Below are 20,371 nucleotides of genomic sequence, written 5' to 3' on the forward strand. Positions count from 1 at the left end.
ATTTGCCTGGCGGCAATAGCGCGGTGGTCCCACCTGACCCCATGCCGAACTCAGAAGTGAAACGCCGTAGCGCCGATGGTAGTGTGGGGTCTCCCCATGCGAGAGTAGGACACTGCCAGGCATCAAATAAAGCCGAAAGCCCTGAACTGACGTTCAGGGCTTTTTGCTGTGCGTAAAATGGAAAATCCCCGTTGTAATCCGCTTCAGCTTTCATCGTACTGTTTAATATTCATCACAAAACCAACGCATTGTTTCTCTGAATGTCAGATATTCTTCGTCCGCTATTAAGTTTGGCTGTTAACTTATAAGCAACAATAAAGTAACAACCAGGGCGGCAGGAAGCCAAATTTCACCATTGTTATGGCTCGGAGAATACATCATGACAGAAACAACCTCGGCTCTTGGGGATGAGCACGGCGTCGAACAGGGGGCGCTGGATAACAAGAAACGCATTTTCGCTATCGTCGGGGCTTCATCAGGCAATCTGGTGGAGTGGTTTGATTTTTACGTTTACTCCTTTTGTTCCATTTACTTTGCCGCCTCGTTCTTCCCTGCGGGCAACAGCACCACGCAGCTGCTGCAAACCGCCGGGGTATTCGCCGCCGGCTTCTTTATGCGGCCGATTGGCGGTTGGCTATTCGGCTATATTGCCGACAAGCATGGTCGAAAAAATTCCATGCTGCTTTCGGTCTGTATGATGTGCGCCGGATCGCTGGTGATCGCCTGCCTGCCGACGTATGAATCGATCGGCAGCTGGGCGCCGGCGTTGCTGCTGATCGCCCGCCTGTTCCAGGGGCTGTCGGTAGGGGGAGAATACGGCACCAGCGCGACCTACATGAGCGAGGTGGCGATCAAGGGGCGACGCGGTTTTTACGCTTCGTTCCAGTACGTGACGCTGATCGGCGGGCAACTGTTGGCGTTGCTGGTCCTGGTGATCCTGCAGCAGATATTGCCCGCCGAAGAGCTGAAAGCCTGGGGATGGCGCATTCCGTTTGCCCTGGGGGCCGTGTTGGCGGTAGTTGCGCTGTACCTGCGCCGCTCGCTGAATGAAACCTCCGATGCGAAGACGCGTAACCACAAAGATGCCGGTTCGCTGACGGGGCTGTGGAAGAATCGCAAGGCGTTCCTGATGGTGCTGGGCTTTACCGCCGCCGGTTCGCTGACCTTCTACACCTTCACCACCTACATGCAGAAATATCTGGTGAATACCGCCGGTATGGACGCCAAGCTGGCCAGCGCCATCATGACCGTCGCGCTGTTCGTCTTTATGCTGCTGCAGCCTGCGGTAGGCGCGTTTTCGGACAAAATCGGCCGTCGCAGCTCGATGTTGATCTTCTCGGCCTTTGCCACGGTGTTGACGGTGCCGATCCTGTTCGCTCTGAAAGAGGTGAGTAATCCTTATATGGCGTTTGGCCTGATCGTGCTGGCGCTGTTCATCATCAGTTTTTACACCGCGATCAGCGGGCTGCTTAAAGCCGAAATGTTCCCGCCGGAGGTACGTGCTTTAGGGGTGGGCTTGTCTTATGCGGTGGCGAACGCCATGTTCGGCGGCTCGGCGGAATATGTGGCGCTGTCGCTTAAATCGTTTGGCGTGGAGAACGCCTTCTTCTGGTATGTCTCCGGCATGTGCCTGCTGGCGCTGCTGGTCTCGCTCCGGTTGCATCGCAAAGGCAAGGAGATACAGCTGTAATAAAAACCCCGGCCTTGGCCGGGGTCAGCATACCGCTTACAGGATACGGCTGATCAGCCGATCGATGCGGATACGGCGCAGACGCCGAATCAGCTTACGCACCTTGATCGGATACTGCTGGATGCTTTGCAGTTCCTGATAATGGCCGACTACAGTGGTATGAGTACGGATGCATTCCAGCTCTTTCTGCCGTTGCTCGCGCAGCTCTTGCTTGGGATCGTGGATCAGAATGGCGTTTTCCAGATCCAGCCGCCAGGCGCGCGGGTTTAGGTTATTGCCGGTAATCAGCTGCCACTCTTCGTCTACCCACATGCCTTTCAGGTGATAGCTGTTATCGCCATCCTTCCACAAACGAACGATCAGTTGGCCGGTGTCGATGTAACGCTGCAACCGGCTCAGGAAGCGGCGCAGGTTGATCTCATACAGGTAGGGCAGCGCGCCGATGATTTTGAACGGCTGGTCTTCCGGAATATAGAAATCGTTGGCGGTTTTATCGCCGACGATGATTTCCACCTGCTTGCCCTGTCGCAGCAGATAAATGATGTTGCGCACCAGCAGCGCCGGCAGGTTGAAATAGGGGGTGCACAGCGTCAGTTTCTGGTCGGTGCATGACATCAGGTGATGAATGGTTTTATTCAGCACGCTTTGTTTGCCTAGCCCAACCATCGGCGTCACCGCCAGCTCATCGTTGCCGGCTTTGCCGCGGAAGTGGTAACCGGCGCGGCGTAGGGCGAAACGGAACAGACGGGTTTCGTTTTTGATCTCCGGGCTTTTCGGCCGATCGCTGCGATCCAGGCGTTGTACGGCGCCGGCGGTGAGCAGATGCTGCTTGATGTAATCGATCAGAGTATCGGCCAGCACGCCGTTGGTGATCAACTGGTAGCGATCGTAACGGTATTTCTCATGCTGATGCAGATAGACGTCGTTGATGCTGGCGCCGCTGTAGATAACGGTATCGTCGACCACAAAACCTTTTAAATGCAATACGCCCAGCGCTTCGCGAGTATTGACCGGCACGCCGTAGATCGGCACCGATTGTTCCGGATGCTGGCTGGCCATGGCGCAGTACCAGTCGGCGTTGGTATTGGCGGCGGCGGCGCCGATGCGCCCGCGCTGTGCACGGTGCCAGTCGACCAGCACGCAGATTTCCAGCTCGGGCCGCCGCTGCTTGGCTTGATACAGCGCGTTGAGGATCTCACGCCCGGCGTCGTCATGCTCCAGATACAGAGCCACCAGATAGATACGTTGGGTGGCGTTGGCGATGGAATCCAGCAGCGTGGCGCGAAAGTCGGACGGCGCGTACAGAGTACGAACATCAGCAACCGTCTGGGGGAGTTTGGGCAGTTGTGCAAGGTGTTGTTGATGTTTGCTACGTTTAAATTTTGACAACATCACAGTGCGCTTCTTCTCTCATGATTGATGGCCGGAACGCCACAGACTTAAAAACAATAAACCGAATAATCGGGCGATAATACCATTAGTTGCCTCGATTGTGCGTATGTTTTGGCGTTAAGTGGTGGATTCGTAGCGCATTGCGACGCAGGTCACTGCGCGTCGTCGGCCTGCAGCGGCAGCGTCAGATTGACGATGCCGTCCTCAAGCTGCACCTCGATGCCAAAGCCCAACCGCTGCGCCAGCGCGATCATGCCGCGGTTATTCGGCATGGTGATACCGCTCAGGCGGGTCAGGCCATGCGCGCGCGCATAGGCGATCATTTTCTCCAGCAGCTGGCGGCCCAGGCCCAGGCCTTTCAGGTCGGAACGTACCAGCACGGCGAACTCGGCATCGGTGTTGTCCGGATCGGACAGCGCGCGGGTCACGCCGATGATCTCGTCTGCGCGCACCGCCACAAAGGCCATTTCCCGATCGTAGTCGATCTGCGTCATGTTGGCCAAATCGTCATGGGTAAACTCGTTGATCTCGCTGAAGTAGCGGTAATAGAGATCTTCCTTGGTCACCCGGTCGATGAAATGCTTCAGCGCCGGCTCGTCTTCCGGCAGGATAGGGCGGAACAGGCATTGGCTGCCGTCTTTCAGCGCGATGGTCTCTTCCAGCTCATGCGGATAAGGCCGAATCGCCAGCCGCGCCTGCGGATCGCCGCTGAACGGTGCGAGCTGCATCGAAACGTCCAGCAGGGTGAACTCGCTGCCGGAAGCCAGCACCGGGTGAATATCCAGCCGGGCGATCTCAGGGCAGTCAAGGATCAGGTTGGAAACCTGCACCAGCAAGCGGCTCAGCCCGGGGATATCTAAAGGCCGCAGTGCGCTGCGCCCGCGGATCTTGCCGCCTTTCACCGCCTGCAGCACCAGATAACGCGCCAGCGCCATATTCAACGGCGGCAGCGCGACCGCGACCTGATTTTCCTGGCGCCACTCTACGCCGCCTTCTCCCAGCATGATCAACGGGCCGAAAATGGCATCCTGCTCCACGGCGATGCGCAGCTCCTGGGCGCCGGCGCGGTTGGCCATGCTCTGCACCAACAGGCCGTGGATGCGCGCCTGAGGATAGGTGCGCTTCACGCGGTCGAGGATCGCCTCCGCCGCGCGTTGCACTTCGGTCGCGGTGCGCAGGTAGAGCATCACGCCCTGAACTTCCGATTTGTGCGGGATATCCGGCGAGCGCAGCTTCAGCGCCACCGGGTAGCCGATCTGCTCGGCGATGTGCACCGCTTCGGCGCTGTCTTCGGCGATCCAGGTCGGCAGGGTGCTCAGATCGTAGGCCTGCAGAATGGATTGCACCTCGTGGGTATCCAACTGGGTGGCGCCTTCGGCCAGCGCCTGATGGATCAGGTGGTGGGCATCGGCGGTATTGGCGGTCAGGCCGACCGGCAGCGCCGGCGTCTCCTTCAGCTGCTTCTGGTTGCGGCGGTATTCCACCATATGCATAAAAGCGGTCACAGCGCCTTCCGGCGTGCGGTAAGTCGGAATGGCGGCTTCGGTAAACAGCCGGCGCGCCTCTTGCGAAGAGTATTCGCCGCACCAGTTGGTCAGCAGCGTGATGCGCTTGCCGCGCGCATGGCGATGCAGCGCGTCGATCAGCCGCTGCGCCGTGGTGGTGCCGGGCGCAGCGGCGCTCGGCGCGTGGATCAGCAGCAGCGCGTCATAGTCGTGGCTGTCGAGCAGCGCTTCGAGAGCCGCCAGATAACGCTGCGGCGTGGCGTCGTCGCGCAGGTCGAGCGGGTTGCCGGCGCGAATGAAGTCCGGCAGCGCGTCGCTCAGCGTCGCCAGGCTCTCCTCGCTCAGCGTCGCCAGCTTGCCGTTGCGGCCGAGCAGTTCGTCCAAGGCCATCGCCGCCGGCGCCGCCCCGTTGCTGACGATCATCAGCCGTTCGCCGCGCAGCGGATGCATATGGCTGAGGGTTTCCACCGCCGAGAACAGCTCATGGGTATCCTGGACGCGCAGCAGGCCGGCGCGCTGGATGGCGGCGTCATAGGCGGCGTCCAGCCCCAGTTGGCTGTTGAGCAGTAATTGCGCCTGTTGGCTGCGGCCGCTTTTGATCACCAGAATGGGCTTGTTGCGCGAGGCGCTGCGCGAGGCGGAGAGAAAGCGCCGCGCATCGCTGATGTTTTCCAGATACAGCAGGATGGCGCTGGTCTTGCTGTCGCGCGCCAAAAAGTCGAGCAGGTCGTCGACGTCGATATCCAGGCTGTCGCCCAGCGCGATGAAATAGGAGAAGCCGACTTCGCGCTGCTGCGCCCAGTCGAGAATGGTATTGGCGACGGCGGCGGACTGCGAGATAAACGCCAGCTTGCCCTTTTGGATCGGCACCGGCGAGAAGCTGGCGTTGATGCCTTGCCATGGCGCCAGCAGCCCCAGACTGTTGGGGCCCAGCAGCCGCATGGCGTAACGCTGCGCGCAGGCTTTGAGCTCGGCGAACTGTTCCGGCGGCGAAGAGAGCACGATGGCGGTTTTGCAGCCGCGTTGGCCCAGCGCTTCAATCAGCGCCAGATTACGGCTGGCGTGGGTGCAGATGATCGCCAGATCCGGCGTCAGCGGCAGGCTGGCGACGTCGGGATAGGCCATGACGCCGCATACCGCCTTGTAACGCGGCGTCACCGGCAAGATGGGCCCGCCGAAACCGCCGGCCAGCAGGTTGCTCATCATCAGGTTGCCGGCGCGGCCCGGCTGCTGCGAAGCGCCCAGCACGGCGATCGATTTGGGACGTAGTAGCGCTTCTAACCCTCGCTGGCTCATGCACGGCTCCTTTTGGCAACGTTACACCTGATTTTAGGCGCTTTATGGCTACATTGCTGTGACCGGTGCCTCCGGTCGGGTCGGTTTTCCCGCCAGATACTGTTGACGGAAATAGCGGAAGTGCTGATTCAATCCGTCGGCGGCCGGCATATCGCCCGCCTGTTGCAGCAGGGCGGCGGCCACTTCCGCCGTGCAGTGTTGCTCGGCGCGGCTGGCTTCGCGCAGCTGGTAGGCCGATGCGGCGTCGACGTTGAGTGAAAACACCGGGAATTGATTGAGATACGGGCTTTTACGGAACATTTTGCGCGCTTCCGCCCAGGTGCCGTCCAGCATGATGAACAGCGGCGGTTTGCCGCCGACGGGCAGTTCGCTGAACACCGGCCGCTCGGCGTCGGCGTAGGACGCGGGGAACACCACGTAAGGCTGCCGTGTCGGATCGTTGATGGCCGCCAGAAGGGCGGGATCGACCTCGGTACGCGACCAGAGGAACGCCTGGGTGTCCGGCAGGATATCTGCGATCAGGCGCCCGGTGTTGCTGGGCTTGAGCGGCTCGGCGCCGAACATGATCAGGCAGAAACGGCTGCCGGCCTGCTGCGGGCGAATGGTGTCGCACAGGCAGTTCTTATGCGGCAGCAGGCACCCCTGACAACGCGCCACTCGGCAACCGCGCGCCAGAAAGGGGCGGGTGGCGCGGTCTAAACGGAATTGGCGCAGGCGAAGTACGGCGTTGTCGGTCATAACGATCCTGGGGAAAAACCGCTATTGTAACGCAGAAAAAAGCCCGCCGGGAGGGGCGGGCTCGATCGGGGCGCGTTCGCGCGCGATGGCGGGATACGGCCTATACTTGCCGAATCACACTAACTCGTTGAGCCAGTTGTCAAACGGCGCCTTCGGCATCGCGCCGTTGAGCATGTCGACCATCTTGCCCTGACGGAACACCATGATGGTCGGGATGCTGCGGATGCGGAAACGGGCGCTCAGTTCCGGCTCGGCTTCGGTGTTCACTTTCACGAAGCGCACTTTGCCGGCGCGCTCTTCGGCCACGTCTTCAAAGATCGGCGCAAAGCTGCGGCACGGGCCGCACCACGGCGCCCAAAAATCGACCACGACCGGCAGATCGTCCTGCAGCAACTGGTCCAGCGTGGCGGCGGTGGCGTTGATCACTTCACCGTCGAAGAGCTCATGGCCGCAGCGGCCGCATTTCGCGTTGTCCGCCAGACGTTCTTCCGGCACACGGTTGGTGGCATTGCAAGCTGCACAAACTGTATTCATGTTGACCTCGGGTACTGAGAAAGCCGGGTCCCCGCAACGCGGTTGCGGAGATGTTTCTTTAATGCTGACGATTATCGGCAAAACCCGGCGCATGAACAATGAGGTTTGTTCAATGGATGTGATAGTTGGGAGCTTTTAGCGCAAGTTGGTGGCTTCATGCACCAACATCAGGTAATCTTCGCGCCCTGCGCGTTGGTGGAGAAGACAATGAACGATTCATTTAGTGGCAAAAACGGTAAGGTCAAAGTGATGTACGTCCGCAGCGACGACGACAACGGCGACGACCGCAACAAGAATAAACGTCCGGCCGGCAAAGGCCGTCCGGCTGACGGTGCGCGCTCGGGCCGCACCGGTCAAGACAAGGCGCGCGGCGGCAACGATCGTCGCGGAGCCGATTCCCGCCGCAGTGAAAGCGATCGTCCTCGCCGTCCGGCGCGCTCTGAAGATCGCGGCGGCAACGAGTCGCCGTGGAGAACCGTGTCGCGCGCGCCGAATGAAGAGCCGGCGTTCGATCACGGCGGCATCAGCGGCAAAAGCTTTATTGATCCGGAACAGCTGCGCCGCCAGCGCGCGGAAGAAACCCGCGTTTACGGTGAAAATGCCTGTCAGGCGCTGTTCGCCAGCCGCCCGGAAGCGATCGTGCGCGCCTGGTTCGTGCAGTCGGTCACGCCGCGCTTCCGTGAAGCGCTGCGCTGGATGGCGGCTAACCGCAAAGCCTACCACGTGGTGGATGAGGAAGAGCTGGCCAAGGCTTCCGGCACCGAGCACCACGGCGGCGTCTGCTTCCTGATCAAAAAGCGTCAGGGCCTGGATGCGCAGACCTACCTGAAAACTGCGCCGGCGACCGACTGCGTATTGGCGCTGGAAGAAGTCGGCAACCCGCATAACCTGGGCGCCATCGTCCGTTCGTGCGCCCACTTCGGCGTCAACGGCGTGCTGCTGCAGGATCCGGCGTTGCTGGAATCCGGCGCGGCGGTGCGTACCGCAGAAGGCGGCGCGGAGCACATCAAGGCGATCAACGCCGATGATTTCCTGTCGGTGCTGGATACCTTCCGCAAGGCGGGTTACACCATCGTCACCACCTCGAGCCACAAAGGCACCGCGCTGGCGCAGGCCAAGCTGCCGGCCAAGATGGTGCTGGTGCTGGGCCAGGAGCGCGACGGCCTCAGCGACAGCGCCTGGCAGCAGGGGGATATGAACGTGTCTATCGGCGGCACCGGCAAGGTAGAAAGCCTGAACGTTTCCGTGGCGACCGGCATTCTGCTGGCGGACTGGTGGCGTCAGAATCAGGCGTGATTTTCACGTCGAATAAAAAAACGGGCGCCTCAGGGCGCCCGTTTCGTTTGAAGCTTAGTGAGCGCCACCGCCCCCGCCGCCGCCGGAGCTGAATGGCGGTTTCGCTACCCACACCAGCGCCAGCAGCACCAGGAATACCCCGGCCGACAGCCAGAAGATCTCGTTGGCGGAGATGATCAGCCCCTGTGCCGTGATCTCGTTGGCGATGTAGGCCGACGCCTGCTGCTTGCTCATGCCGAGCTGCTCGAGCTGCCGGTACATCTCCTGCGACTGCGGATTGTACGGGTTGACGAACTCCGTCAGCTGCGCGTGATGCTGCGATTCGCGCTGCGTCCACAGGGTGGTGGTGATAGAGGTGCCGATCGACCCCGCCAGGGTTCGCGTAAAGTTCGACAGGCTCGATGCCGCCGCCATGCGTTCCGGCGGCAGGCCGGACAGCGTGATGGTGGTCAACGGCATGAAGAAGCAGGCGATGGCGAAACCTTGAACGAACTGCGGCCAGGCCGAAGCGCCGAAGTCCATGCCCGGTTCAAACGTATAGGCGCGCCAATAGAAGCACACGGCATACATGATGAAGCTGAAAGTCACCAGCTTGCGCATGTCGAGCCGGTTGCCGAACTTACCGATGATCGGCGACAGCAGCACCGGGATCAGCCCGACCGGCGCCGACGCCAGCCCCGCCCAGGTAGCGGTATAGCCGTACACCTCTTGCAGCAGCTGCGGCAGCAGAACGATGGCGCCGAAATACAGCATGTACGCCAGGCTGATGCACAGACAGCCGATGGTAAAGTTGCGCGACTTGAACAGCGATAAATCCACCACCGGATGATCGTCCGTCAGTTCCCAGACCACCAGGAACAGCAGCGCCACGACCGCCACGACGGTCAGAGTGATGATCTCGGTCGAGTTGAACCAGTCCAGCTCCTTGCCCTGATCGAGCATCACCTGCAGCGAACCGATGCCGACGATCAGCAGCACCAGGCCGACGGTGTCGATCGGTTTGATCTCGGTTTTGGTCTCTCGCCCCTTCAGCGTCGCCATCGCCGCCATGATAACGAAGGCGCCGATCGGGATGTTGATGAAGAAGATCCAACCCCAGTGGTAGTTGTCGCTGATGTAACCGCCGAGAATTGGCCCGAAGATCGGCGCGACGATCACGGTCATTGACCAGAGCGCCAGGGCCATCGCCCGCTTGGCGGGCGGGTAGTTGTTCAGCAACAGGCTCTGCGACAGCGGGATCAGCGGCCCGGCCACCACGCCCTGGATTACGCGGAAGAAGATCAGCATGCCGAGGCTGTTGGAGATGCCGCACAGCCAGGAGGCGAGAACGAACAGCGCGGTGGACCAGAGGAACAGCCGCACTTCGCCGATGCGCTTCGCCAGCCAGCCGGTGATCGGGATCGAGATGGCATTCGCCACGCCGAACGAGGTGATCACCCAGGTGCCCTGCGAGTTGGAAGACCCGAGGTTACCGGCAATGGTGGGGATCGCCACGTTGGCGATGGTGGAGTCCAGCACCTGCATGAAGGTCGCCATGGCGAGCGCGACCGTCATCCAGGCAAGCTGGGCGCCTTCAAGCGGTTTCTGTGGCAAGATGGCCTCCCGCGCGCTTAGCCGGCGTTCGCATGGATCACGTCGGCGATCAGCTGGTTAACCGGCGCCAGATTCAACGCCAGCGCGTCGCTCTGGTACAGCGGTTTGTCGCGCACCACGTCAGACAGCACGCGGCCGTCCAGGTTGGCGGTGTCGACGGTCACCAACGTCGAAAGACCGATGCGCAGCGGATGATCGGCCACCTGTTTGGCGTCGAGCTCAATACGCACCGGCAGACGTTGCACTACCTTGATCCAGTTACCGGTGGCGTTTTGCGCCGGCAGCAGCGAGAAGGCGCTGCCGGTGCCCATGTCGATACCGACCACTTTACCTTGATACACCACGTCGTCGCCGTAGACGTCGCTGACCACCGTCGCCGGCTGGCCGATGCGCATATTGGCGATCTGCGTTTCCTTGAAGTTGGCGTCAACCCAGATGTGATCGGCCGGCACCACCGCCATCAGCGGCGAACCGGCGGCGATCTGCGCGCCGACCTGCACGCTGCGGCGCGAGACATAGCCGGTAATCGGGCTGATCACTTTGGTACGCTGCAGCGCCAGCCAGGCGTCGCGCATCTGCGCGGCGGCTTGCTGGATCGCCGGTTGCTGTTCCAGCGGAGTGTTCAGCACCATCGCCTGGTTGGCGTTGTATTGCTGCACCGCCACTTCCAGCGCGGCTTTGGCGCTGTCGACCGCATCGCGAGCGTGTTGCAGCTCTTCGCGGCCGATGGCGTCAACGCTGCCCAGCACCACGCGGCGTTTCAGATCGTTCTCGGCCTTGCTCAGATCGGTCTTGCGCAAGGCGATGTTGGCCTGATACTGCTTGCTGTTGATGATCAGCTGGTGGGTCTGACGCACGCTGTTGGCCAGGCCGGTTTTGGCGCGTTCAAACGCCTGCTCGGCATCGGTCGGATCGAGCGTCAGCAGCACGTCGCCCTGCTTGACGTAGTCGGTGTTGTCGAAGTTGACGCTGTTCACGCTGCCGGACACCTGGGCCATGATCTGCACCTGGTTGCCGGAGACGTAGGCGTCGTCGGTTTCCTGGTGATGACGCAGCACCAGGAACCAATACACTAAATAAGCCACCCCTATAACAATGAAAATAACCGTCAGCAACAGCAGCCAAAATTTGCGCTGCTTCTTTTTGCCGCTCGGCTGCTGCGGGTTTTGGGTTTCCGCGCTTGCGCTCATGGTGTTCTCCAAGCCTTATATTATTATGCTTTCGAATCCGCTGCGGCCGGGGCCTGATAGCCACCGCCCAACGCGCGGATCAGTCCTATCTTCGCCTGCAGTAAATTGCTGCTGGCATTCAACTCCGCCTGTTGCTGCTGCAATAGCTGCGTCTGGCTGGTCAACAGATCGTCGCGCCCGATAATCCCTGCCTGGTAACGGGCGTTGGCGACCTGATACACCTGTTGCATCGACTGGGCCGCGGACGCCGCCTGCAGCTGCTGTTGTGCAGAGCTCTGCTGGATGGTGATGGCGTCGGCGGTTTCCTGTACCGCATTCAGGATGGTTTGGTTGTAGGATTCCACCGCTTCGTCATACAGCGCGGATTCCTCGCCCAGCTTGCTGCGCAGGGCCCCGGCGTGGAAGATCGGCAGCGAGATCGCCGGCATCACGTTCCAGGCCTGGCTGGCCGCTTCAAACAGATTCGGGCTGGTGCCACTGGTATTGGTGGTCATCAGGCCGGCGAAGGCTGAAATGGTCAGGCTGGGGTAAAACTCTTTACGCGCGGCGCTGACGCGCTGGCTGTAAGACTCCACCAGCTGGCGTTGCGCGGCGATGTCCGGGCGTTTGCCCAGCAGATCCGCCGTCAGTTCGCCCTGCGGCGCCATCAGGTTGTCTGCAGGCAGCGGCACCTGACGCAGGTGCTGCATGGCGTTCGGCCCCTGGCCCGCCAGCGCGGCGAGCTGGTGTCTGAGCTGTTCGATTTGCGACTGCAGCTGCAGAATCTGCTGTTTGGCGACGTCGGACTGCGCCTGGGTTTGTTGCGGCACGTCGACGCCGGTCAGGCCGGCCTGATAGCGCTGTTGGCGCAGCGCGGTCAGGCGCTCGTTGTTGTTCACTTCCTGCTGCAGCAGCTTCTCGAGCGCGAGATTGCTCTGCAGCTGATAGTAGGCGGACGCCACCGAGCTGGTCAGCGTCAGCGCCGCCTGTTCCTGCTCGGCGCGCGCTGCGTTCACTTGCGCCTTGGCGGCGTTCACCTGGTTGCGGTATTTGCCCCACCAGTCGAACTCGTACGCCAGGTTCAACCCCAGCGAGTTGGAGCTTGAATAGATCGGCTTATGCGGATACCCCAGCCCCATATTGACGTTCTGCGGCACGCGCTGACGCTGGGTGCTGGCGTTCAGATCCAGGTTCGGCCCGTTGGCGGCGTTGGCTTCGCCTACCACGCTCTGCGCTTCGCGCACGCGGGCGGCGGCCTGACGCAGGGTCGGCGAACTTTGCAGCGTTTGCGTCATCAAGGCGTCCAGCTGCGGATCCTTGAGGGCGCGCCACCACTGCGGGCTGACGGCCAGCGAACTGACTTTCGGCTGAGCCAACTGCAGGCTCTGCGGATCCATCAGCGTGGATTGCGGGGCAATATTATCGGTAGAAGCACACCCGGCCAGCAGCAACACGGCGAACAGCGGGGTGAATCTCCAGTGAAATGGGGATCGCATAAGTAGGTACCTGAACAGAAATTGTGAATTAGGGTAACTGTTCTGTGATTTCCATTTGATCCAGACGTGCCAGCAATTTGCGCGTCAGCTGTTCCAGCTGTTTTTGCTCATCGTCGGTCAGCGTGGACCACAGGAAATGCAGACATTGGTGCTGCGGCGGCAGCAGTTGACTGAGAAATTCTTCCCCCTGCGGCGTCAGATGCAGATGCAGGCAGCGGCGATCGTTGTCGCTTTCCCGGCGCTCGATCCAGCCGCGCTTCTCCAGCTCGTCGGCGATGCGGGTCGCATTGGTGCGCGAGGAGCCCAGGGCAGAGCTTAGCTCAGAAGGTTGGATGCTGTGGCTTTCCTGCGCATCCAGGGTAATCAGCGCCATAAACAGTGTTTCGTTAATCCCCTGCGCTTTCAGCATCTTATTGCGATTTTCCAGCAGCTTGCCTTGCATGTGCATGCACAGACGGGTCAGCAGGATTTCCTGATAAGGGAAATCTTTCTGCCGCGTGGCGCGGAAATTCAGCATTTGTTCTATGGGGGCAAACGAGCTTTCCATAATTTAGGGCCTCATTAATTTCGTTCGAGATAGTAACGACGGTGACAAATAATGTAAATGTTCAGCCGTGCGGATAATTTAGCAATTCGTGTCATTTGTCAGTGTTTGTAAAGATGTGACGCCTGAAAACGCCAGTGTGAAGCCAAACGGTCGGAGGCGGCGTCAGCCAGGGCCGAAAAACATTAACAATTTTAATGTGACGCCAAAGGCCGTCGCGCCGAGCAGCGTCGACAGAATGATGCTTTTACTGCGGTAGAAGCACAGCGCCAGCGCGGCGAACCCCGCTAACGTCGGCAGCAGCTTGTCCGGTTCGCGCATCACCACCGGCGTGCTGGAGACCACCAGCAGGGCGCAGATGGAGGCGATGCCGATGCTGTCGAGCAGCAGGGCGGCTTTGCCGCGTTTGATGCCGGGCTGAGCGCGCGCCGGCGCCAGCCGCAGCGGCAGATAACGGAACAGGTAGTTGGCGCAGCCCACCACCAGGCCGATCACCAGCACATCAGTGTTCATGGCTGGCCTCCGCGTGCGGGGGTTGGAACAGGGCGGCGGCGCAGCCGGAGCCGATGCCGGCCAAAATGGCGACCGGAATGGAGAACAGCACCACGCCGAGCAGCGCGCCGGCCAGCGCGGCGGCGATGGTCAGGCTCTGCGGGCGCCGGAAAGCGGCCAGCAGGAAACTGAGAAACAGCGCCGGCAGCATGAAGGCCAGCGAGGCCTCGATCACCGGGAACTGTTCCAGCGGGCCGTTGCCGAACAGCGCGCCGAGCGCGGTGCCGGCCACCCAGGAGAGCCAGGAACAGAGCGCGATGCCCAGCATCCAGTTTTCGCTCCAGCTGCGGTTATTGCGCATCAGCCTGGCGGTGGCGGCGGCGAAGACCTCATCGGTCAGGCCAAAGGCCCACAGCGCCGTTTTGCCGGGCGACAGGCGCGAGACGATGCGGTGACGCAGCGCCGGGCCATACAACAGATGGCGCACGTCCATCGCCATTACCGTCAGCGCGGAGACCCACAGCGACATGCCGGCGCTCAGCAGGGCGGTGATCACGAACTGGCTGGCGCCGGCGTAGATGATGCAGGAGAAGAAAATGCTTTCCAACGGGGAAAAGCCCAGTTTGACGGCGCTGAGGCCGAAAGCGAACGCCACCGGCACGTACCCGATGACGATCGGCAAACTGTCGACGACGCCGTTGGCGAAGGTGGCGCTGACGGCGGGCGGAGTAAGGCTGTCTGCAGCTTGGCTTTGCATGGTTGTGGGTCGCAGGGTAGATAGGTCGTCAATAGTTTATGCCCAGAACATTACCAGAGAGTAAGTAATGTTTATACCCTGCACCGCTAATAAATTTCTTTAGTGACTATTTGCACGATAATCAGATTGCCGCCGGACCCTGCGGATCGTGATGCTTGCCGAGCCACCAGGTCAGCAGGTTGAGCAGGCATAACACCCCTCCGACGGCGGCCACGCCGTACCAGCCGGCATGCTGATAGGCGGAAGCGGAGAGCAGCGAACCGAGGGCGCCGCCGATAAAGTAGCTGGTCATGTAGCCGGCGGTCAGGCGGTTGCGCGCCTCCGGCATGATGCGATACATCACGCTCTGGTTGGTGACGTGTACCGCCTGCACCGCCAGATCGAGGATCAGGATGCCGGCGATCAGCGCCCACAGCGATTGTTTAGCCAGCGCGATAGGTATCCAGGACAGCAGCAGCAATACCAGGCCGACGGTGGTGGTCAACCCGGCCTTGCCTTTGTCCGCCAGATGCCCGGCGCGCGAAGCGGCCAGTGCTCCGGCGGCGCCCACCAGACCGAACAGTCCGATCACCCCTTCGGAATAGTTGAACGGCGGCGCGGCGAGCAGAAAGGCCATTGAGGTCCAGAGCACGCTGAAGTTGGCGAACGACAGGGCGCCGAGGATGGCGCGGGTGCGCAGCAGCGGCGTGCGGCAGAACAGGCTGAAGATCGAGGCCAGCAGCTGCGGGTAGTTCAGCCCGGAGTGTTGCTTATAGCGCGGCAGCGCGCGCCACAGGATCAGCGCCATCAGGATCATCAGCACGCTGGCGACCCAGTAGATGGTGCGCCAGCCGCCGAACGACGCCAAGGCGCCCGCGACGGTGCGCGCCAGCAGGATGCCGAGCAGCAGACCGCTCATGATGATGCCAACGGTCTTGCCGCGCTTTTCCGGGTGGGCCAGCGTGGCGGCCAGCGGCACCAGGATCTGCGCCACCACCGAGAACAGCCCGGTGAGCGCGGTGCCGAGGATCATCATCGGCAGGGTGGCGGAAGTGGCGGTGATCAGCATGCCGCCGGCGGCCAGCAGCGTCATGAACACGATCAGCCCGCGGCGCTCGAACATGTCGCCGAGCGGCACCAGCAGCAGCAGGCCGGTGGCGTAACCGAGCTGCGCGGCGGTGACGATAAAGCCGGCCTGATTGACCGACAGGTTGAAACCGGTGGCGATGGTTTCCAGCAGCGGTTGCGCGTAATAGTTGCTGGCGACCGCCAGGCCGGTAGCGATGGCGATCAGCACGGTCAGCGCCGGGCTGAGGCCCGGATGGGCGTTTTGTTGGCTCATGGTTTATTCATCACGGAAAGAAGATGGCGCGCAGTATCCGGCAACGCGAGTCCGGAAACCAATGTATAATTTTCATTTTATTTATCTCATTTCAAGATAGATGTTATGAACCTGAAGCAGATCCGCTATGCGCTGGCGGTGGCGGAAGAGCTGAACTTTACCCGGGCGGCGCAGCGCTGCCATACGGTGCAGTCGGCGCTTAGCCACCAGATCGCCAAACTGGAAGAAGAGCTGGGCTGTACGCTGTTTGAGCGCACTTCGCGCCGGGTGCGGTTGACCCCCGCCGGCCAGGCTTTCGTGGCCCCTGCGCAGCGGCTGCTGGCGGCGCAGCAGGCGCTGGTGGAAGAGGTGACGGCGGCCGATGGCGCGGTGTCCGGCACCCTGACCATCGGCACCATTTCAACGATAAACGTGATGGCTCTGACCGAAAGGCTCGACAAGTTTCACCGCCACTATCCGGCGGTGAATATCCGTCTGTACGTCGGTATGAGCGAAGCGTTGCTGGAAGACGTACGCCAGCAAAAATGCGATATGGCGTTCGTCGGCATCTGGCCGGGCGATGCTGATCTGCTGCCGATGTCGCACCGGCAGTTGGCCGATGAGCCGCTGGTGGCGTTGGTGGCGCCGCAGCATCCGCTGGCCGGTCGAGAGCGGGTGAACCTGCAGGCGCTGGCGGAAGTGCCGCTGGTGGATTTTTACAGCGGCACCGGCGCGCGGCGCCAAACCGATCGCGCCTTTCAGGCGGCGGGCATCCGTCGGCACGTCAGTTTTGAAATCGATCATATCGAATGGCTGGAGAATTTGGTGCGGCGCGGGTTGGCGGCGGGCATCGTACCGATTTCGACCGCGCAGCGTTTAAGCGCGCTGGTGTCGATTCCGATTGAAGACGGGCCGCGGCGCCAGGTGTATTGCATTTGGCCGCAGCCCATGTCGACTATCGCCGAACGTTTTTTGCATTTCAGCGGCATCGATATGGCGGGGTAGGGGCGCGGCAAAGGCGGCGCCCCTGAGCGGTTACGGCTTCGCCGCCTCGGCGGCGGTTTTCACCCAGCCGTCGAAGGTCGCCTGGTGCGCCTTGATCCAGCCGTTGACGTGGTTTTGGATGTCGGCTTCCGAAGCCTGGCCTTCATGCATGCGCAGGTTTTGCGCGTTGATGTCGGCGATCGGCAGCTTCATGATGGCGAACAGCTTGGCGGCCGCCGGATTGGCTTCGGCCCACTGCTTGTTGGCGGCGATGCGCATGGTGTTGACCGGGAATCCGTAGTTGGCGCCGTTAGGCAGCTTGGTGTCGACGTTCTTCTGCTCGCCCGGCAGGGAAGAGAACGGTACTTGCAGCCAGACCACGTCGCGGCCCGGCACCATCACATCGCTGACCCAGTACGGCGTCCAGGTGTAATACAGCACCGGTTTGCCCTCTTTATAGCGGGTGATGGTGTCGGCGATCATCGCCGCGTAGTTGCCCTGATTGTGTTCGACGGTGTTGCTGAGGCCGTAGGCCTTGATGTGGTGGTTGATCACCGCCTCACAGCCCCAGCCCGGTGTGCAGCCTGTCAGATCGGCCTTGCCGTCGCCGTTGGTGTCGAACAGCTTGGCGATCTTGGGATCCTTGAGCTGCTCGACGTTGGTGATGTGGTACTGCTCGGCGGTTTTCTTGTCGATCAGGTAGCCCTGCGCGGCGCCGTTGACGTAGACGCCTTCGCGGTAGAACTTGGCGTCGCCGCCGGCGGCCTTGTACTGATCGGCGTGCAGCGGATCCCAATTGACCGCGATAAAGGTGGCGTCGCCGGAGGCGATGGAGGTGTAGGCGACGTTGTAATCCACTTCGCGCGGTTCCTTCACGTCGTAACCCAGTTTTTCCAGCGCCTTGCTGACCAGCAGCGTCTGGAATGTCTCTTCGGAAATGGTGCTTTGCACCGGCTGTACCGCTATTCCCTTGCCGGGTAAATCCGCCGCGATGGCGCTCTGTGAGCCAATCAGTGTCGTCAGGGCGAGAGCCCAGATGCCCGTGGTGCGCATAGTGTTTCCCCTCTTTTGATGTGGTGGTGCTCTGGCCCGCCGGGGCCGCAGCCGCCGGCGGGAAAAGCGTCAGGCTTGTTTGATGAACGGGCGGGTAAACAGCCCGATGGGGCCGCGACGGTACCAGCGGCCGATGCCCTTGCTGCGGCGATCGCGCCCCAGCGATTGGGTGAGGCGATCGAGAATGATCGCCAGGATCACGATGCCGACCCCGCCGATGGCGGCCAGGCCCATATCCAGCCGGCCGATGCCGCGCAGCACCATCTGGCCCAGACCGCCGACGGCGATCATTGAGGCGATGACGACCATCGACAGCGCCAACATCAGCGTCTGGTTCACGCCGGCCATGATGGTCGGCATCGCCAGCGGCAGCTGCACCTTGAACAGCAGCTGGCGCGGGCTGGCGCCAAAGGATTCGGCGGCCTCGATCAGATCCTCCGGCACCTGCTTGATGCCAAGAATGGTCAGACGCACGATCGGCGGCAGCGCGAAGATAATGGTCACCACCACGCCCGGCACGTTGCCGATGCCGAACAGCATGACGATCGGCACCAGATAGACGAAGGCCGGGGTGGTTTGCATGGCGTCGAGCAGCGGCCTAATCACTTTGGCGGCATGCTTGCTGCGCGCCAGCCAGATGCCGAGCGGCAGGCCGATAAGGATGCAGAAGAACAGCGCGGTCAGCACCAGCGCCAGCGTAACCATCGCCTGCGACCAGGCGCCGATGGCGCCGATGGCGACCAGAGAGAGCAGCGTCGCGGCGCCCATGCCGAGGCCCGCGATCTGCCAGGCGACCAGCGAGAACACCAGAATGGCGATCGGCGCCGGCATGCCCAACAGCAATTGCTGGAAGCCGCTCAGGATCACGTCTACCGGCACGCGGATGCCCTGGAATAGCGGGCGGAAGTGCAGCACCAGCCAGTCGATGCCTTGCGTGACCCAGGAATCAAACGGCACCCAGGCTTTGTGGAACGGATCAAGCAGGCTGAAGTGCTCAGGCTGCGCCGGGGCGCTGCTGAGCCAATCGGCGCCTTGCCCGGCGGCGTCATGAGCGGCCGGCGGCGGCGCGCTGGACCAGGCGTCGCCGGCGTTGGCGGTGGCATCGTGAGCGGGGGCGGCGGCATCGTGAGCGGGGGCGGCGCCGGCATCGGCCGGTGCGGTAGCCCAGGGATCTTGGGTTTGCGTGGTGTCACTCATTGGCTGAGCCCTCCTTGTCCAACGCCTGCAGCAGCATGGCCTTGGAGATGATGCCGAGATAGTTATGTTCTTCGCCCACTACCGGCACCGCGCACGGCGCCTGGGCGACCAGGGAGATCAGATCGCTGAGCGGCGTGTCGGCCGGCACGGCGGCGGGGGCCTCAAGCAGGGCATCGTCCAGCGTTTGATTGGCGGACAGCGCCTTTTTCAGCGACTCTATCGACACCACGCCGATAAATTTCTTCCCGCGTTCAACAACATAACCATAATCACGGTCCTCATCGCGCAGCAGCTGCAGCGCCGAGCGGGGGCCAAAACCGGGGGTTTTGCGGATCAGCGTCACCGGGCGCCGCTGGGCGATATCCTTGGCGCTGAACACATGACTGATGTCCACGCCGCGGAAGAAGGTGCGCACGTAGTCGTTGGCCGGATTATTGAGGATCTCGTCCGGCGTGCCGACCTGGATCACCTCGCCGCCCTGCATGATGGCGATGCGATCGCCAATGCGCATCGCTTCGTCCAGATCGTGGGAAATAAACACGATGGTGCGCTGATGCTGAGCCTGTAATTTCACCAGCTCATCCTGCATTTCGGTGCGAATTAACGGATCGAGCGCCGAGAAGGCTTCGTCCATCAATAATATATCCGGGTTATTGGCCATCGCGCGGGCTAATCCCACGCGCTGACGCATGCCGCCGGATAATTCATCCGGATAAGACAGCGCATAATTCTCCAGCCCGACCTGACGCAGGGCGTCCAGCGCTTTTTCCTGGCGCTCCTGTAGCGGTATTCCGGCTAATTCCATGCCAAAGGCGGTATTATTCAGAACATTCATGTGCGGCATTAGCGCGAATGACTGAAATACCATGCTGATCTTATTTCGCCGCACGGTGCGCAGCGCGGTGTCGGATATTTTGGCGATGTCCTCACTGTCGATCAGCACCTGACCGCGGGTGGGTTCTATCAGACGATTGAGAAGGCGTACCAGGGTGGACTTGCCGGAACCGGAGAGCCCCATGATGACAAATATCTCGCCTTCTTCAATGGCCAGAGTGGCGTCTTTTACGCCGAGCGATAAGCCGGTTTTTTCAAACAGCCGATCTTTTGTCAGACCTTTATCCAGCAGTTTGAATGCGCGTTCCGGGTGCTCGCCAAATATCTTATACAGGTTCTTTACTTCGAGTTTAATTGCCATGCAATTTGCTGTTTCCTCTGGTTTAATTAAAACGATATGAGCTGTCCTTAGCAAAATAAAAGAGCTTTTTACCCTAACACAGTGAATATCTGAGACAACCCTCAATGTCATTTAAATGGGATATTAGTGGTTTACATCAA

At 61.2% G+C, this 20,371-nt stretch carries 17 protein-coding genes and 1 rRNA gene; 4 read left to right on the top strand and 14 right to left on the bottom strand.

Going from position 1 to position 20,371, the window contains the following annotated elements:
* The first annotated feature begins 5 nt into the window (after positions 1-5).
* A 5S ribosomal RNA gene (rrf, locus tag ACSBQV_RS17670) occupies positions 6-121 on the top strand.
* Between the two features lie 258 nt (positions 122-379).
* Positions 380-1,690 (top strand): MFS family transporter, encoded by a 1,311-nt coding sequence (locus ACSBQV_RS17675; RefSeq protein ID WP_033644171.1) that lies wholly within the window; start codon positions 380-382, stop codon positions 1,688-1,690.
* A gap of 36 nt (positions 1,691-1,726) precedes the next feature.
* Here ACSBQV_RS17675 and pssA read toward each other — a convergent pair whose 3' ends face one another.
* From pssA to trxC, 4 genes are all read right to left on the bottom strand, one after another.
* The gene (pssA, locus tag ACSBQV_RS17680) at positions 1,727-3,082 is read right to left on the bottom strand and encodes a CDP-diacylglycerol--serine O-phosphatidyltransferase (protein ID WP_033644170.1); all 1,356 of its coding nucleotides are present in this window, start codon (positions 3,080-3,082) and stop codon (positions 1,727-1,729) included.
* A 152-nt stretch (positions 3,083-3,234) separates the two neighbouring features.
* On the bottom strand, positions 3,235-5,883 hold the full coding sequence (locus ACSBQV_RS17685; protein ID WP_099784221.1) for a bifunctional acetate--CoA ligase family protein/GNAT family N-acetyltransferase: 2,649 nt from the start codon (positions 5,881-5,883) through the stop codon (positions 3,235-3,237).
* 48 nt (positions 5,884-5,931) lie between these two features.
* The gene (locus ACSBQV_RS17690) at positions 5,932-6,621 is read right to left on the bottom strand and encodes a tRNA-uridine aminocarboxypropyltransferase (RefSeq protein ID WP_047573925.1); all 690 of its coding nucleotides are present in this window, start codon (positions 6,619-6,621) and stop codon (positions 5,932-5,934) included.
* A 114-nt stretch (positions 6,622-6,735) separates the two neighbouring features.
* Complete coding sequence (trxC, locus tag ACSBQV_RS17695; RefSeq protein ID WP_004928868.1) at positions 6,736-7,155, bottom strand: thioredoxin TrxC; 420 nt, start codon at positions 7,153-7,155, stop codon at positions 6,736-6,738.
* Positions 7,156-7,362: 207 nt separating this feature from the next.
* Between trxC and ACSBQV_RS17700 the strand changes: the two genes are divergently transcribed.
* Positions 7,363-8,451 (top strand): tRNA/rRNA methyltransferase, encoded by a 1,089-nt coding sequence (locus tag ACSBQV_RS17700; RefSeq protein ID WP_004928870.1) that lies wholly within the window; start codon positions 7,363-7,365, stop codon positions 8,449-8,451.
* Positions 8,452-8,505: 54 nt separating this feature from the next.
* Here the strand turns inward: ACSBQV_RS17700 and emrB are convergent, their stop codons facing one another.
* From emrB to ACSBQV_RS17735, 7 genes are all read right to left on the bottom strand, one after another.
* Complete coding sequence (gene emrB, locus ACSBQV_RS17705) at positions 8,506-10,044, bottom strand: multidrug efflux MFS transporter permease subunit EmrB (RefSeq protein WP_019455596.1); 1,539 nt, start codon at positions 10,042-10,044, stop codon at positions 8,506-8,508.
* Between the two features lie 17 nt (positions 10,045-10,061).
* The gene (emrA, locus tag ACSBQV_RS17710; protein WP_016929855.1) at positions 10,062-11,234 is read right to left on the bottom strand and encodes a multidrug efflux MFS transporter periplasmic adaptor subunit EmrA; all 1,173 of its coding nucleotides are present in this window, start codon (positions 11,232-11,234) and stop codon (positions 10,062-10,064) included.
* A gap of 23 nt (positions 11,235-11,257) precedes the next feature.
* Positions 11,258-12,709, bottom strand: a complete 1,452-nt coding sequence (locus tag ACSBQV_RS17715) for an efflux transporter outer membrane subunit (RefSeq protein WP_033644165.1) — start codon at positions 12,707-12,709, stop codon at positions 11,258-11,260.
* A gap of 28 nt (positions 12,710-12,737) precedes the next feature.
* Positions 12,738-13,256 (bottom strand): transcriptional repressor MprA, encoded by a 519-nt coding sequence (gene mprA / locus ACSBQV_RS17720; RefSeq protein WP_004928879.1) that lies wholly within the window; start codon positions 13,254-13,256, stop codon positions 12,738-12,740.
* 162 nt (positions 13,257-13,418) lie between these two features.
* The gene (ygaH, locus tag ACSBQV_RS17725) at positions 13,419-13,766 is read right to left on the bottom strand and encodes an L-valine transporter subunit YgaH (RefSeq protein ID WP_033644164.1); all 348 of its coding nucleotides are present in this window, start codon (positions 13,764-13,766) and stop codon (positions 13,419-13,421) included.
* A complete protein-coding gene (locus tag ACSBQV_RS17730; RefSeq protein WP_099784225.1) occupies positions 13,756-14,502 on the bottom strand; it encodes an AzlC family ABC transporter permease in 747 nt (248 codons plus the stop codon). Before ACSBQV_RS17730 ends, ygaH begins: the two co-directional genes overlap by 11 nt.
* A 121-nt stretch (positions 14,503-14,623) precedes the next feature.
* Positions 14,624-15,823, bottom strand: coding sequence for an MFS transporter (locus tag ACSBQV_RS17735; RefSeq protein ID WP_047025549.1), 1,200 nt, complete (start codon positions 15,821-15,823; stop codon positions 14,624-14,626).
* Between the two features lie 105 nt (positions 15,824-15,928).
* Between ACSBQV_RS17735 and ACSBQV_RS17740 the strand changes: the two genes are divergently transcribed.
* Positions 15,929-16,807, top strand: coding sequence for a LysR family transcriptional regulator (locus ACSBQV_RS17740; RefSeq protein ID WP_038872847.1), 879 nt, complete (start codon positions 15,929-15,931; stop codon positions 16,805-16,807).
* A gap of 30 nt (positions 16,808-16,837) precedes the next feature.
* Here the strand turns inward: ACSBQV_RS17740 and proX are convergent, their stop codons facing one another.
* The 3 genes from proX to proV all read right to left on the bottom strand — a co-directional run bounded on the left by proX (position 16,838) and on the right by proV (position 20,231).
* Positions 16,838-17,839, bottom strand: coding sequence for a glycine betaine/L-proline ABC transporter substrate-binding protein ProX (proX, locus tag ACSBQV_RS17745; RefSeq protein ID WP_033644160.1), 1,002 nt, complete (start codon positions 17,837-17,839; stop codon positions 16,838-16,840).
* A gap of 69 nt (positions 17,840-17,908) precedes the next feature.
* Positions 17,909-19,036 (bottom strand): glycine betaine/L-proline ABC transporter permease ProW, encoded by a 1,128-nt coding sequence (gene proW / locus ACSBQV_RS17750; protein ID WP_434991476.1) that lies wholly within the window; start codon positions 19,034-19,036, stop codon positions 17,909-17,911.
* Entirely contained in the window at positions 19,029-20,231 is a 1,203-nt protein-coding gene (proV, locus tag ACSBQV_RS17755; protein WP_099784229.1) for a glycine betaine/L-proline ABC transporter ATP-binding protein ProV, read from the bottom strand. The genes proW and proV overlap by 8 nt, the downstream gene beginning before the upstream one ends.
* Positions 20,232-20,371: the final 140 nt, after the last annotated feature.

The sequence above is a fragment of the Serratia sp. B501 genome (genome assembly GCF_051172315.1).
Classification (GTDB): Bacteria; Pseudomonadota; Gammaproteobacteria; order Enterobacterales; family Enterobacteriaceae; genus Serratia; species Serratia ureilytica.

What these genes read in the sequence shown, in the direction of transcription:
- ACSBQV_RS17690 (WP_047573925.1), bottom strand. Translation starts at nt 6,621, where the DNA reads ATGACCGACAACGCCGTACTTCGCCTGCGCCAATTCCGTTTAGACCGC.
- ACSBQV_RS17685 (WP_099784221.1), bottom strand. Translation starts at nt 5,883, where the DNA reads ATGAGCCAGCGAGGGTTAGAAGCGCTACTACGTCCCAAATCGATCGCC.
- emrA (WP_016929855.1), bottom strand. Translation starts at nt 11,234, where the DNA reads ATGAGCGCAAGCGCGGAAACCCAAAACCCGCAGCAGCCGAGCGGCAAA.
- pssA (WP_033644170.1), bottom strand. Translation starts at nt 3,082, where the DNA reads ATGTTGTCAAAATTTAAACGTAGCAAACATCAACAACACCTTGCACAA.
- proV (WP_099784229.1), bottom strand. Translation starts at nt 20,231, where the DNA reads ATGGCAATTAAACTCGAAGTAAAGAACCTGTATAAGATATTTGGCGAG.
- ACSBQV_RS17730 (WP_099784225.1), bottom strand. Translation starts at nt 14,502, where the DNA reads ATGCAAAGCCAAGCTGCAGACAGCCTTACTCCGCCCGCCGTCAGCGCC.
- mprA (WP_004928879.1), bottom strand. Translation starts at nt 13,256, where the DNA reads ATGGAAAGCTCGTTTGCCCCCATAGAACAAATGCTGAATTTCCGCGCC.
- trxC (WP_004928868.1), bottom strand. Translation starts at nt 7,155, where the DNA reads ATGAATACAGTTTGTGCAGCTTGCAATGCCACCAACCGTGTGCCGGAA.
- ACSBQV_RS17735 (WP_047025549.1), bottom strand. Translation starts at nt 15,823, where the DNA reads ATGAGCCAACAAAACGCCCATCCGGGCCTCAGCCCGGCGCTGACCGTG.
- ygaH (WP_033644164.1), bottom strand. Translation starts at nt 13,766, where the DNA reads ATGAACACTGATGTGCTGGTGATCGGCCTGGTGGTGGGCTGCGCCAAC.
- ACSBQV_RS17715 (WP_033644165.1), bottom strand. Translation starts at nt 12,709, where the DNA reads ATGCGATCCCCATTTCACTGGAGATTCACCCCGCTGTTCGCCGTGTTG.
- ACSBQV_RS17740 (WP_038872847.1), top strand. Translation starts at nt 15,929, where the DNA reads ATGAACCTGAAGCAGATCCGCTATGCGCTGGCGGTGGCGGAAGAGCTG.
- proW (WP_434991476.1), bottom strand. Translation starts at nt 19,036, where the DNA reads ATGAGTGACACCACGCAAACCCAAGATCCCTGGGCTACCGCACCGGCC.
- ACSBQV_RS17675 (WP_033644171.1), top strand. Translation starts at nt 380, where the DNA reads ATGACAGAAACAACCTCGGCTCTTGGGGATGAGCACGGCGTCGAACAG.
- proX (WP_033644160.1), bottom strand. Translation starts at nt 17,839, where the DNA reads ATGCGCACCACGGGCATCTGGGCTCTCGCCCTGACGACACTGATTGGC.
- ACSBQV_RS17700 (WP_004928870.1), top strand. Translation starts at nt 7,363, where the DNA reads ATGAACGATTCATTTAGTGGCAAAAACGGTAAGGTCAAAGTGATGTAC.